At 65.4% G+C, this 13287-nt stretch carries 11 protein-coding genes; 5 read left to right on the top strand and 6 right to left on the bottom strand.

Annotated features, from left to right (window positions below; translation table 11 throughout):
- From J2X37_RS12375 to asd, 4 genes are all read left to right on the top strand, one after another.
- A partial coding sequence (locus J2X37_RS12375; protein ID WP_310021702.1) for a hypothetical protein occupies positions 1 to 1250 on the top strand: 1250 nt, incomplete at its 5' end.
- A 210-nt stretch (positions 1251 to 1460) separates the two neighbouring features.
- On the top strand, positions 1461 to 3179 hold the full coding sequence (locus tag J2X37_RS12380) for a type I secretion system permease/ATPase (RefSeq protein WP_310021704.1): 1719 nt from the start codon (positions 1461 to 1463) through the stop codon (positions 3177 to 3179).
- Positions 3163 to 4470 carry an HlyD family type I secretion periplasmic adaptor subunit gene (locus J2X37_RS12385; RefSeq protein WP_310021706.1) on the top strand — a complete coding sequence of 436 codons (1308 nt, stop codon included), beginning with the start codon at positions 3163 to 3165 and terminating at the stop codon, positions 4468 to 4470. The genes J2X37_RS12380 and J2X37_RS12385 overlap by 17 nt, the downstream gene beginning before the upstream one ends.
- 177 nt (positions 4471 to 4647) lie before the next feature.
- Positions 4648 to 5493: an archaetidylserine decarboxylase gene (asd, locus tag J2X37_RS12390; protein WP_310021708.1), complete on the top strand. Its 846-nt coding sequence runs from the start codon at positions 4648 to 4650 to the stop codon at positions 5491 to 5493.
- 109 nt (positions 5494 to 5602) lie between these two features.
- Here asd and J2X37_RS12395 read toward each other — a convergent pair whose 3' ends face one another.
- Genes J2X37_RS12395 through J2X37_RS12410 form a run of 4 tightly spaced genes read right to left on the bottom strand, consistent with a single transcriptional unit; the run spans position 5603 to position 9888 of the window.
- Positions 5603 to 7003 (bottom strand): efflux transporter outer membrane subunit, encoded by a 1401-nt coding sequence (locus tag J2X37_RS12395; RefSeq protein ID WP_310021711.1) that lies wholly within the window; start codon positions 7001 to 7003, stop codon positions 5603 to 5605.
- Entirely contained in the window at positions 7000 to 8007 is a 1008-nt protein-coding gene (locus tag J2X37_RS12400; protein ID WP_310021714.1) for a biotin/lipoyl-binding protein, read from the bottom strand. The genes J2X37_RS12395 and J2X37_RS12400 overlap by 4 nt, the downstream gene beginning before the upstream one ends.
- A gap of 1 nt (position 8008) precedes the next feature.
- On the bottom strand, positions 8009 to 8752 hold the full coding sequence (locus J2X37_RS12405) for an ABC transporter ATP-binding protein (protein WP_310021716.1): 744 nt from the start codon (positions 8750 to 8752) through the stop codon (positions 8009 to 8011).
- Positions 8752 to 9888: an ABC transporter permease gene (locus J2X37_RS12410; RefSeq protein ID WP_310021719.1), complete on the bottom strand. Its 1137-nt coding sequence runs from the start codon at positions 9886 to 9888 to the stop codon at positions 8752 to 8754. Before J2X37_RS12410 ends, J2X37_RS12405 begins: the two co-directional genes overlap by 1 nt.
- Before the next feature lie 73 nt (positions 9889 to 9961).
- On the opposite strand from J2X37_RS12410, the gene J2X37_RS12415 reads away from it, so the two are divergent.
- Positions 9962 to 10594, top strand: a complete 633-nt coding sequence (locus J2X37_RS12415) for a TetR/AcrR family transcriptional regulator (protein ID WP_310021722.1) — start codon at positions 9962 to 9964, stop codon at positions 10592 to 10594.
- 58 nt (positions 10595 to 10652) lie between these two features.
- Here the strand turns inward: J2X37_RS12415 and J2X37_RS12420 are convergent, their stop codons facing one another.
- Positions 10653 to 12434: a hypothetical protein gene (locus J2X37_RS12420; protein WP_310021724.1), complete on the bottom strand. Its 1782-nt coding sequence runs from the start codon at positions 12432 to 12434 to the stop codon at positions 10653 to 10655.
- Positions 12435 to 12926: 492 nt separating this feature from the next.
- Complete coding sequence (locus J2X37_RS12425) at positions 12927 to 13250, bottom strand: reverse transcriptase-like protein (protein WP_404979626.1); 324 nt, start codon at positions 13248 to 13250, stop codon at positions 12927 to 12929.
- Positions 13251 to 13287: the final 37 nt, after the last annotated feature.

The raw sequence follows: 13287 nt of genomic DNA on the forward strand, positions 1-13287 counted from the left end.
CGGCCACCTTCTCGTTCGGCGATCCGGAGAGCGAGCACTACTACGAGGAGACCAAGGGCAACGAGGTCGAAACCCCCGTCGAGTGCACGCCGGACGTCGAGGTCATCAAGAACGTCAAGACCGACTACACCAGCAACACCTACGTAGCGGCGGACGATCTGACCAAACCGCAGGCCAGCACGTCAACGCTGGTGATGTTCGAGGTCATCCTGACCAACACCGGCAACATCACGCTGACCGGGGTGACGCTGGAAGACATCCTCGACGGATCGGACCTCGACTACAACACCGTCAATGCCGGGGGCGAAGCCGTCGTCTATGCCGACTTCGACGGCGACGGGACCTGGGACGTCGACGGTGGCACCTGGAACGACATTGCCGGCACCGATCAGGTCATCGACTTCGACTTGGCGCCCGACGCGGTCATCAAGGTTTATTACCAGTATGAATCGGTGCTGGGGAACCACGTCAACGTGGCCGAGGTGACGACCGATCAGGGCGTTTCCGACGATAACGAGGCGGGGTATTACGTCCTGCCCAGCGAAGATTGCGTCGGCGTCGGCACTCCGGGCTTCTGGTCGAACAACGGCTATGTCTTCTGGAACGGCGTCACCGGTGACGAAACGAAGGCCGGACAGCCGGGCTTTGCCGATGGCGAGTTGCTATATGCGGTCGATTCCAACGGCGACGGTGTCATCGACGGCAATGATCAGGCTGGCCTGCTGATCGGCGACTGGGACGGCGATGGGATCGAGAACAACGGGGAAGATACCCTGTTCATCTCGCTCGACGCGGCTCGCGAGCTGATCAATGCCTCCAATCGTTCGGTTTCCGGCAAGCAGGCGGACGGGGTCTATATCCTCGGTCGCGACATGGTTGCCAGCTGGCTCAACTACCTCGCGAACGGCGGCGACGAAGGCGATTGCTTCGACGACCGCTATGGCGATGAGGGCTTTTCCCCCGGCGAAGCTCTGGGCGAAGCAATCGACTGGTTCCAGAGCCTCAACATCGGCAGCGACAGCCAGATTTCGCTCACCGAACTGAAGACCGGGGCGGCAGTCAAGACGAACTCGACCACTTGGAAGGACGGGGCCGACGACCTTCACTCCGCGCTCGACGAGTTCAACAACTCCGGAACGATCGACGGCGATGTTTACTGCTGCGACCGGGACGATGGTTTCGCCCTGATCGCGATCGCCCAGGTCAACGACAATACCGCCGACATGATGCCGATGACCCTGATCGCCTGAGCATCAATCGTCTGAAGGCATGCTCGACAGGGGGCTGCAAAACGGGAGAGGGAAGATGTCACAAAAACGGACATCTTTTCCTCCCCCATGCAGCAACAGGAAAATACAGGTAAAGTTGTGCGACCGAAGACAATGCTGGTTTCCGATTAAAGGCGAAAGCTCGGGGGGAAAATGGCTTCTTTGACCGATATCGAGATGCCCAGGGGTCGCATGGCAACCTGGCTTTCCGAACCGCTTAAGGCCAATCGCGGCATATACCTCAAGGTTGCCCTTGCTGCCGCCATGATCAATTTCTTTGCTTTGATCACGGCCCTCTTCACGATGACGGTCTACGACAGGGTCGTTCCCAATAACGCGACGGACTCCCTGATCGGCCTGTCGATCGGCCTGGTGATCATCCTGGTCTTCGACTTCGTCCTGAAAATCCTGCGGGCCTATTTCGTCGACGTCGCAGGGGCCAGGGTAGATCGCGACATCGGCAAGTCGATCTTCGACCGCATCCTTCAGATGCGTTTCGATCATGGTCGCCATTCGACCGGCGGCCTTTCGGGACTGGTCCGCGAAATCGACACGCTCCGCGATTTTTTCGCCTCCGCCACGATCACGGCCTTGGTCGACCTACCCTTCATCGCGCTCACGCTGGCCGTAATCGCCATCATCGGCGGCTGGCTGGTGATGGTGCCGATGATGATGATACCGCTGGTGGTGATCGCCGCGCTCGTCACGCAGCCGATGATGCGCCGTCTTTCGGCCGAATCCCTGAGCGGACAGCTCGGCAAGCAATCGGTGCTGGTCGAAACCATTGGCAGCCTCGAAACAGTGAAATCCGCCAATGCCGGTTCGATCCTCAGCCGCAGGTGGGACGCGGCGGTCACCGATCATGCCGGGGCATCGCTCCGCCAGAGGCTGCTTTCGACCATCCCCATCAACATCGCCGGGACTGCGCAGACGACGGCTTATACCGGGGTGGTGATCTTCGGCGTCTTCGCGATCTCCAATCAGACGCTGACGATGGGCGGACTGATCGCGTGTTCGATCCTGGCCGGCCGGGTCGTCGCCCCGCTCGGCACGATAGCCCAGTTGCTGACACGGGCGAACGCGGCGCGCACCGCCTACACCCAGATCAACCGGCTGATGGAACAGCCCGTGGAAGGTCCGGAAGGATCCGGCCTTCATCTCTCCTCGGTCGAAGGGGCGATCGAATTTCGCAACGTCGACTTCCGCTATCCGGGCGCGGCGGAAATGGCGTTGCGCGATGTCTCGTTCAAGGTGCGCCCGGGCGAACATATCGGCATCGTCGGCCAGATCGGATCGGGCAAGTCGACCATCGCGCGGCTAATCATCGGCCTTTACTGGCCCACCAGCGGCCTGATCCTGATGGACGGCATCGACATCCGCCAGCTTTCCCCCGCCGCACTGCGCCCCAAGGTCGGCGCATTGTTCCAGGACAACACCCTGCTCACCGGGTCGATCCGCGACAACATCATGCTGTGCCGCGAGGATATCGACGAGGACGAGATGATGCGCGCCTCGCAGGTCAGCCTCGCGCATGAATTCATTGCTCGCATGCCCCAAGGCTACGATCTGACGCTGGCCGATCGTGGTGACGGCCTTTCGGGCGGGCAGAAGCAGTCGATAGCCCTCGCCCGCGCGCTGATCGGCCGGCCGCCGATCATCATCCTCGACGAACCGACATCGTCGGTCGACGTGGAGACGGAGCGCCGACTGATCGAGAACCTGCGCAACGAATTCATGGGGCGCACCCTGATCCTCATCACCCACCGTCCATCGCTGCTGCGGCTCGTCGACCGGATCATCATGATGTCGAGCGGCAGGATACTTGCGGACGGCACGCCGGAAGCGGTGAATGCCCGGATTTCAAAACTGCGGACAGTTTCGGGAGCTAAGAAAGATGAACGCGCTGCTTGAGAGGCTCACAGGGGGCGAGCGGACAATCGAGAACCACGAATTCGCAGCTCGCAAGTCGGCAAATCTCGTACTCTGGATCATCGTCGCCTTTCTGCTCCTGTTCCTGGTCTGGGCGTCGCTGACCCAGATCAACCGTACGGTTCGCGGGTTGGGCACCATCGTGCCGAGTTCGAAACTGCAGGTCGTTTCGAACCTCGAAGGCGGGGTGGTCGAGGAAATCCTCGTGCGGGTCGGCCAGAACGTGAAGCGGGGCGACGTTCTCGTGCGTCTTTCCCCCACCATGACCGGCGCCGCCTATGGCAGTTCGCACGCGGAAGTGGGCGCGCTGGAGGCCAAGATCGCACGGCTCAATGCCGAAGTGCGCGGAACCTCGCCCAACTACGGTCCCGCCTCGCAGGACCAGATCGCGATCGAGCAATCGCTCCATTCCGCGCGCGTCGCCGAACTGCAGAGCGCGATGGCGGCCAGCCAGGCCCGCGTCACGCAGTCCGAACGCGCGGTGGTGGAGGCACAGTCGCTGCTCGAGGCGCGGCGATCGAACCTCAGCACCGCTCGGCAGGAAGTGGACATGCTGCGCCCCCTGCTGGAAACCAAGATCGTCCCGATGATGGACTTCATCAAGGCGGAGAATGCTGCGCTGGTGGCGCAGAAGGAGGTCGATTCCGCGCAGGCGTCGCTGGCTCGCGCGCAGGCGGGCGTGGCCGAAGCGATGGCTTCGGCGGCACAGGCCCGCAGCGACTGGCTGAGCCGGGCCGGGACGGAGCTGTCCACCACCCAGGCGGAGCTGTCGGCCAAGCGGGCCCAGTTGCCCGCCCTGTCCGACCGCGTCGACCGCACGGTCATCCGCGCACCCTTGAGCGGCAAGGTCAACCGCGTGCTGGTGACCACGGTCGGCGGCTCGGTCGCGGCGGGATCGCCCATTGCCGAGATCGTGCCATCGGACGATACCCTCTACGTCGAGGCGCAAGTGCGCCCCTCCGACATCGGCAACGTGCGGCTGGGCCAAGAAGCGCAGCTCGAGATCACTGCCTACAACCGCGCCGTGTACGGCACACTGAAGGGCTTCGTGACCTCGATCTCTCCGGATGCCGTGCTGAACGAGGAATCGGGCGAAACGTTCTACCTGGTCGAAGTGCAGACCACCGATCAGTTGCGCGACCGCAATGGCTCGTCGATGCCGATGGGGCCGGGCATGATCGCGAACGTCAACCTGCTGGGCGAAAAGCGGTCGATCCTGTCGTACATCTTCACCCCTTTGACGCGCCTCAGCCAGACCGCATTCCGAGACTGAGGGACGGCCCTGTCCGAAATGAGGAGCAGTCGGCGGTCGGCAGCCGTGGCCCGAAAGGGATCCACGATGCGCAGCCGCACGTTGGTGCGAGGTGGAGATGCTCGGACATCCCGGCTAAGGCGCTCCATCTCCAGCCCCGCGTGTCGATGCGGGGGCCGTCCCGAAGAAAGCCCCTTGATGCCCTCTGCCTTTGTCGCGCTTCAGCACATCCTTCCTCACCAGACCCTCTCGCGCTTGGCGGGCCGCGTGGCGGCGAGCGAACAGCCGTGGTTGCGCGACAGACTCATCCACCAGTTCGTTTCGGCCTACGACGTGGACATGAGCGAGGCGGCACGCGAGATCGGACAGTTTTCCAGCTTCAACGACTTCTTCACCCGCGAACTGAAGCCCGGCGTACGCCCGCTGGCAGATGCGACCCAGTTCGTGCTCAGCCCCGCAGACGGCACGATCAGCCAGTTGGGCGAGATCGGCGGCGGGCGGATTTTCCAGGCGAAGGGCCGCGACTACACGGTCGCCGAGATCCTAGGCGCCGCGCCGGACGATGCCCGCCGGTTCGAAGGCGGCCAATTCATGACCGTTTACCTTTCACCGCGCGACTATCACAGGGTCCACATGCCGGCGACGGGCACGCTGCAATCGACCACCTACCTTCCCGGCAAGCTGTTCTCGGTCAACCGGCAAACGGCCGAAGGGGTCGACCGCCTGTTCGCCCGCAACGAACGGCTCGCCTGCCTGTTCGACGGCCCGCCCGGTCATTTTGCGAGCGTCATGGTTGGCGCCATGATCGTGGCAGGCATCGAGACGGTCTGGCCCAGGCGCTTCGGCATCCACGGTTCGGTGCCAGTGCACGAGGATTTCACTGGCGCAGGCCGGGATCTCGTCGCCGGTCAGGAAATGGGCCGATTCTACCTCGGTTCGACCGTGGTCTTGCTGTTCGAGCCCGGAAGGATCGCGTGGCTCGACGGATTGAAGGCGGGCGATACGCTGCGAATGGGCGAGGCGATCGGCCGGATCTGTCGTTGACAGGTCCTGACGAAAGCCGGACGCGCCATCATCGCAACCATCGCTGAGGACTGTTGCCAAGGCAAGGCCGAAGGGGCCTCCTGTCCGGGCGCAGTCGGTTTGGTCCTCGTCAGGATCCGCCGAGCGCCTGCCAGAGCAACACCCGAGCGCGCCGGGCCCGTCCGAGCGCGGCTGCGGCGCGCTCTCCGCTCGCATCGGCGGCGCGGCGGGCTTCGAGGACGGTCAGGAAGTCGGCCAGACCGGCGCGATACCGGGTGTCCGCCAGGCGCGCCGCGCGGAAGAGGCTCTGCGCCTCCTGCGATGCGGCAACCGCTTCGCGATCGGCGGCTGCGACGAGGGCATAGCCGGATTCAGCGTCGCCCAATGCCGTGTAGACAGCGCCGCGATAGCGCGCGAAGGCGGCCTTCTTGGCGCCGGCCGCGTCGTCGATTTCCGCCTGGATGCGCCCGAAGTCGACAAGCGGCGCCGCGACCGTGGCGGCGAGCGATCCCACCAGCGAATCCGTATCGAACAGCCCGCCCAGCCCGTAGGCAAGCAGGCCGACGGTCGCCGAAAGATCGAATACCGGGAAGCGGCGCCGCGCGGTCGCGGCCAGGTTGGCATCTTCTGCGGCGAGCTCCGCCGCGGCAAGAAAGATGTCCGGACGATTGGCCAGCAGTTCCGAGGGGAGCGTCGCGGGCGCCGCAGGAAGAGCCGCAGACGGCGGATCCTGCGCGAGGGCCCGCTCCACCTGTGCGGCGTCCTGTGCCGACAGGGTGACCAGCCGGCCAAGGATGCGGGCCTTCTCGCTCGCCAGGGCCTCTAGCCGACTGCGGGACGAGGCGGCGGCGCTCTCCGCCCGCACCCGATCGAAGCCGGGGGCGATGCCGGCCCGTTCGCGACTGCCGGAAAGACCGGCCAGCCTTTCGGCCGAGGCGAGATCGGCTCGCAGTTCCGTCTCGCGCGCCTGAAGCGTGCGCCAGTCGATCACGCTCGCCGCGATTTCCGCGAGCAGCGCGAGGCGAACGGCGCGGGCCGAGGCGTCGGCGGCATCGATGCGGGCGAGCGCGGATCGCTCCTGCGCGCGCAGCCTGCCAAAAATGTCCGGGTCCCAGCGCGCGGTGACATTGGCGGCATAGGCCATTCGCTCGCTGTCGATCGCGACACCCGGCGGAATCGCGGACGAGAATTGGGACGGGTTCGTCCGCGTGCCGGTTGCCGAGCCATTGGCACCGACATTCGGCGACCGCTCGGCAGCGGCGCGATCCGCCCTGGCACGGGCCTGTTCAATCCGTGCGGCGGCCTCCTCCAGTCTCGGGGAAGCGGCCAGGGCCTGAGCAGCCAACGTCGCGTAGGCCAGATCGTCGGTGGGGAGAAGTTTCGCCAGTCCCGCCTCGGTCGTGCCGCTCGGCTCGAAAAGGAAGGTCCCGGGAAGCTCCGGGACCGGTGTCGCTATCTCCTGTGCCGGGCCGGCGGCGCAGGACGCGAGTGCGAGGGCGCCCGAGGTGACGAGGACCGCGCGGAGCTTCACTTGGCGGCACTCGCCGACCTAGCCGCCCCGCCCGACCTCGCCGGGATGTAGGCATCGACCTGCTGGCCCACGCGGAACAGGCCGTCGGTGTCCGGCAGTTCGTAGATGACCTGAAGCACGCGCACGTCGACCCGCTCGGCCGCACTGTTCGTGAGCGACCGCTTGGGCACGATGAGCGGCTCGGCGCGCACGAACCGGGCCGTGACCTGCCGCTCTGCCGCGCCACGCGGCGAAACGGTTGCCGACGCGCCCAGCGCGACTCGCGGGGCCTGCTCCTCGTCGATGTCGATGCGGACGTGCAGCGGACTGGTTTCGCCCATCTCGATGTAGGGCTGCGTATTCCCACCGCCCTGCGTGGACACGAATTCGCCCCTGCGGATGTTCACCGCCAGGATTTCACCGGCGATCGGCGCGCGAACGGTCAACCGCCCGATCTCCGTTCGGAGAGTGTCGGCGCGCGCCTGTGCCGCCTGCAACTGGGCTTGCGCCAGCCCCAGTCGCTCGCTGGCCGCGGACGCGTCGCCTTCGGCGCGAATGACCTCGGCGCGGCTGACCGCCGCAGGGTCGTCGATACTGCGGTAGAGGGCGAGCTGGCGCGTGGCGGTGGCGCGGGCGCTGCCTGCCTCAGCGATGGCGGCACGGGCCTGCGCGATCGCGGCCTCCGCTTCCTGCAACTGCGCGCGAACCGCACGGTCGTCGACGGTGAACAGGGGTTGCCCGGGAGAGACGCGATCGCCGGGCTGGACGAAAAGTCCGGTAACCAGCCCCGACAGCGCCGAGCCGATCTGGACCAGTTCGCTTGCCGGCTCGACCACGCCCGAACCGGCGACCCTCGGCTCGTCGGCAAGCGCGGCGGGCGCGCGGGGAGGCTCCCGCTGCGGCTCGGCCAGCCCGCGATCGGGCATTCCGGCGGCGATGAACAGGACCGCGACGATCAGGCCGATGGCCGCGATCGCGGGCAGGATCTGCCGGGAAAAGCTCAATTGTCGAAGGTCGAGGGCCATGTCAGTGTCCTTCCGGCATGTCCTTGCCGTCGTGGGTGATGCGGCCGTCCTCCAGCACGAGGATGCGGTCGGCGAGATCGAATATCCGGTTGTCGTGGGTCACGATGATACAGGCGCGATCTTCCGCCACGGCCACCTCGCGAAGCAGGTCCATGACCCGGCGCCCTGACGCTGCGTCGAGCGCGGCGGTGGGTTCGTCGCAAACGACCAGTCGCGGCTCGTGGACCAGCGCCCGCGCGATCGCCACGCGCTGCTGTTGGCCGCCGGATAGCTGGCTGGGCAATTTGTCTGCCTGATCGGCGATCCTGAGTTTTTCGAGGATCGCCACTGCGCGCGCGCGCGCTTCGGCGCGATCCATGCCCTGCGCGATCAGCGGGACTGCCGCGTTGCTGGCCGCGTCGATCGACGGGATCAGGTTATACTGCTGGAAGATGAAGCCGATGTTGTTGAGCCGGAACTCGACAAGCTTGGTGTCGCCCAGCGCGTAGATGTCGGTGCCGAAAACGCGCACCTCGCCCCGTGTCAGCCAGAGGATGCCGCACATGATCGAGATCAACGTGGTCTTGCCCGATCCGCTTTCGCCGACAAGGTAGGTAAGCTCGCCCGGCCGGACGTCCAGGTCGATGCCGTGAAGCACGGTGATCGTCTGCTGCCCGGCCTTGAAGTCGCGGGTCACCCCGCGCGCGCAGATGGCCGCTTCGGGTCCGCAGCCTTCGATGGCGGTCGTGTCGAGCGGGCCGGTCATCAACGGAACACCGAAGCAGGCTCGGTCTTGAGCACGTTGCGCAGTGCCAGCCAACCGGTGAGCGCCAGGATGAGCATCACCGCGGCGAGGCTGACCAGCGGGATCTGCCACGGGATGTAGAAGCCCTTGAAGAACGGGTTTGCGGAAAAGCCCCAGATGAAAAGCATGGTTCCGATCACGCCCAGTCCGTAGCCGGTAAATCCCACCAGCCCCGCCTGCGCGGACACCATCGCGCGGATCTTCGCGTTGGTGACGCCGATCGCCTTCAGCGCGCCGAACTGCTTGATGTTGTCGCGTATGAACAAGCTGAAGGTCAGCCCCACGATCGCGACACCGACTATGAAGCCGAGCCCGACGGTGATGCCGAAATTGAGCGGGATGCCCGTGTTCCTGACGATGAACTCGATCCCGTCGCGCGCGAATTGGTCACGGGTGCGGGCGCGCAGGCCCGTCTGTTCGTGAATTCGCCGGGCGAGCTCGTCGGCCGAAACGTTATCGGCGGCGCCGACCAGAACGAACGAGAGCCGGTTGCGGGTTCCGGGCACATAGCGCAGAGCCTGGCTGTATTTGGTATAGAGCGTCACCTGGCTGGTGAAGCCGGGGACCGCGTCTGCGATCCCGCGAATGACCGCGCGCTGGTCGTTCAGCTCGAGCCGCTCGCCAATCGGGGATCGTCCGTCCTCGAACAGGCGGGTAACCCCGACATCGTCGATGATCACGCTGTCGGGCTGCGACAATACGTCGGCGCTGCCCTCGACCATGTTGCGCGGCAGGCCGATCAAGGTCGCGTCGTCGACCCCGATGATCGACACGCCCTCGAGATCGCCGTCGCCCGAGCGCACCGACGCGCTGGCTCGCAAGTGGGGTACCGCCCACTCCACGCCCGGCACGCTTCGCACCCTGTCGAGCGCGGTCGAGGGCATGGGATAGTTCACGTCGGTCGTTCGGCTGACGCCGTCCATCACCCATACGTCGGCGTTGGGGACGTTGTACGTGCCGCTGGCGCCGCGTTCGACCAGGTTGACGAAGATCGTCAGCTGCTGCGTGATGAGGAGAGTCGAAAACGCGATACCGAAGATTAGGCCGTAGTACTTCTGCCGGTCGCCCGTCAGCATGCGGATCGCGATCCAGATCATCGGTGCCCTTGCCTTCCCCTGGCGCGTGGTCCATTACTGAACGATAGCGTTTAATTGAACGGGACCGTTCACGTTGTCAACCGAGTTTCACAAGAGAGCTGGAAGGCCGGCGGATACGGCCAAGCGCGAGGCGATCATCGATGCGGCGACCCACGCCTTCTACGCGCACGGCTATGCTGCCAGTTCGATCGAGCAGATCGCCGCCGATGCAGGCGTATCCAAGGTTACGATCTACAATCACTTCGGCGACAAGCGCTCGCTTTTCACCGCGGCGGTCGAGGCGCAATGCGCGAGCATGCGCAACCATTTCTCGATCGAGGGCCTCGCTCACGGTTCGCTACGCGAGCGACTCTTCAATATCGGCGAAGCGATGGTCGCCTTCCTGTCGCGGCCCGAGGTGGTCCAGTTCGAGCGGCGCATCGCCGCGGAAACGGAACAGGATCCCGATATCGGGGCAACGTTCCTAGCAGCCGGTCCGCACCGGATGATGCAGACTTTCACCCGTTTCATCGAAGCGATGGTCGCTGCCGGCGAACTGATCGTCGAAGACCACCAGCTCGCCGCCGAACAGTTTGCCAGCATGTGCAAGGGCATGGGCGACCTCGAACGCCGTTTCGGCTGCGCGAACGACAGGGAACGCGACCGTAAACGCATCGAGGGCGCCGTCGAACTGTTCTGCAACACCTACGCGACGCGGATGGGGTGACCTGACCCAAAGGGCCAGACATTCAGCGGGGGACGCCTCCCTGCCGAAGGTGCCAGTCCTATAGCCGATCCATGCGAAGCCATTCCCGGTCGCCAAGCCACACCTTGTCCAGAGCGGCACTCGCCGCCGCGGCCTCGGGCTTGTGTCCCAGTTTCTGCTCGGTCCGTGCCAGGCCATACAAGGCCCAGCCGTCATTCGGCGCCATGAACAGCGCCTTGCGAAAGGCGTCTTTCGCAGCGTCGTACTGCCCCAGCGCGTAGAGGGTCGCGCCGCGGGACTGGGCGATCGGATAGTACCAGTAGGGCGGCTCGGTGTAAGGGATCGTCTCCTCGATGCTTTCGGCCTGCTCGTACAACGCAACCGCCCTCGCCGGGTCACCCTGCCACTGCTCCCAACGCGCCGTGGCGACCAGCGAGGCCAGCCGGACCAGATCGGGTGCCGGAAAGCCCGCATCCACCATGGCCAAGACTTCGGGCGCCCGCGCGAGGCGATCGATTGTCGCGATGCTGTCTTCGAAAGCCGGCCTGTCCCCCGCCCGCGCATGTGCCGTTGCGCGCGCATAATTGCGCATCGCCTCCACATACGGGAGAGAGGCGGCGTCTTTCGTGAGCGCGAGGATCGTCTCCGGCGTGGCGGTCTGCGCCAGCGCGAAAGCGGGCGCGGCGTGTATGGCCTGGACCCACGGCAAGGTCCGGGCCGTGTCCTCGTCCAGTATCCGGCCAAGCCGATGAGCCTCGGTCACCGTCCGTCGCATGTCCCCGACCATCTGCGCCGAAGCCAGCAGGAAATGGACGTTGTGCGGGTAGTAGCCATAGCGGTAGAGACCGTCGTCGCCGATCTCGGCCAGATAGGTTTCGTCGGCCCGCACCGCTGCGACATTCGATCGCATCGAATCGGCATAGCGACCGATTCGGTAGTAGATGTGCGACGGCATGTGGACGAGATGGCCGAGCGCTCCCGGTGCTGCCCCGTTGGCAAGACGGTCGGCTGCCGCTTCCGCTTTCCCCGGCTGCGCCGATTCCATCAGATGAATATAAAGATGCGCTGCCTGCGGGTGTGACGGGTTGCGTCCGGCCACCGTCTCGATCTGGCCGATGGCCCAGGCGATGTGCGGGCGCGGCGTGACCGGCGTTTCCCAATAGTCCCACGGGGACGTGTTCATCGCTGCTTCGGCGGCCAGCACGGCGATGTCGTCGCTCTGCGGGTAGGCGGCGGCGATCTCGCGCATCGCGGCCGCATAGGCCGCGTCGAGCGATGCCCTGTCGCCGCCGTCCGTGCTGTATCGTTGTAGCTGCGCGCGGATGAGCGCCTGCACAACGGGGGATGCGCGGTCCGCCAGTCCTCTCGCCTTCTCGAGTGCGGCGAGCGCGGCGCGGTTCTCCTGCGAGCTCATGCCGGAATTGATGTTGGGGCCATTGGCCATGGCTTCGCCCCAGTAGCAAAGCCCGCAGCCGGGATCGGCGTCCTGCGCCATCCGGAACGATCGGATCGCGGCCTTGTGGTTGAAGCCGTAGGCGAGCGCCAGGCCCTGCGCAAAATAGCGGGCGGCCAGCCCTGCAAGCTCCGGCGCGGGAATGTCCGTGGGAGCCAGACCCGCATAGAGCCGCGTCTGGCCGGACCCGGAGCTGCCTCGCGCTGACAGGTCTTCCGCCAGTTGCAGCCTCGCATCCAGCGTCAGGGTGCGACCGTCGACGCCCCGGCAGGCAAGACGCCCCCCTCGCGTCGGATCGAGCGCCGCGAGTTGCTCGTCGGTGAGAGCTGCGTCGGTCGAAATCGGACTGGTTGACGACAGTCCGGCTGTCGATGCGAATAGCAGAGGGACTGCCAGGATTGCGCGCACGGGTTTTCCCCAGAAGGTGTTGGCGCGACCCGGTCTGATAGGTTCCCAGTCCTTGGAAGTTATCATGTCCGGTCCGCGTTCCCAAGCGGCACGGGTGCTGCGCGATTTCTCGAGCAGCGCGCGCGACTGGCAGGCAGAACACGCGGCATTGACCATCTTACCGTCCATCGTCAGCCGATGTTTCGGGACCGGACACGGCGCCCCGATAGATCCGGCCTTTGCCAATTGCACGAAAGAGACAGGCCCGTCCGGCACGGTCGCCGCGCTGGGTCAACCCCGTGCCAGCAAAGACGCGCTGTTCCTTGAACCTAACTCGACGAACCGGTCGAGCTGCTCATCACACGAGCGCTGGGGCGGTTCATCGCGATCGGCAATCTTGCTTCGGTCGATCCGCTGGCGATGAGGGGCTTGCGGGCCAAGTCCTATCGTCGGACATTGCGCAACCGGTCCACGAAGCGCCATCCTTGGCGTGCCGGAGCGACAAAGTCAGCATTACCTTTCGTGTCGTGCGGCAAGGCGAATCCCCGCCAAATTCTGCTCGCGCTTGACCCAGCGGATTCTCGCCGGTCGTCCCTTCGCCACGAGCAGCTTCAGCGCTTCTTCGTAGGGCGACGTTGCATGGCCCGTGTCCAACACCCTTTGCGCACCGCGGATGACGTGAAGCGCATCGCCGATCAGTTCGAAATCGCGTAGCCCGGCGGCCTGAGCCAGCTCCAGTCCCCGGATCAGGGCGAGCCATTCGGCGTCGTGGCTGGTTCCGGCTCCCAGGTCTTCGAAGAAAAGGGCGACGCCGCGCATGACTACGGCCGCCTCCATCGTTCCGGGATTGGGACGGCATCCTCCGTCGACGAAG

The sequence above is a fragment of the Croceicoccus sp. BE223 genome (assembly GCF_031457155.1).
Classification (GTDB): Bacteria; Pseudomonadota; Alphaproteobacteria; order Sphingomonadales; family Sphingomonadaceae; genus Croceicoccus.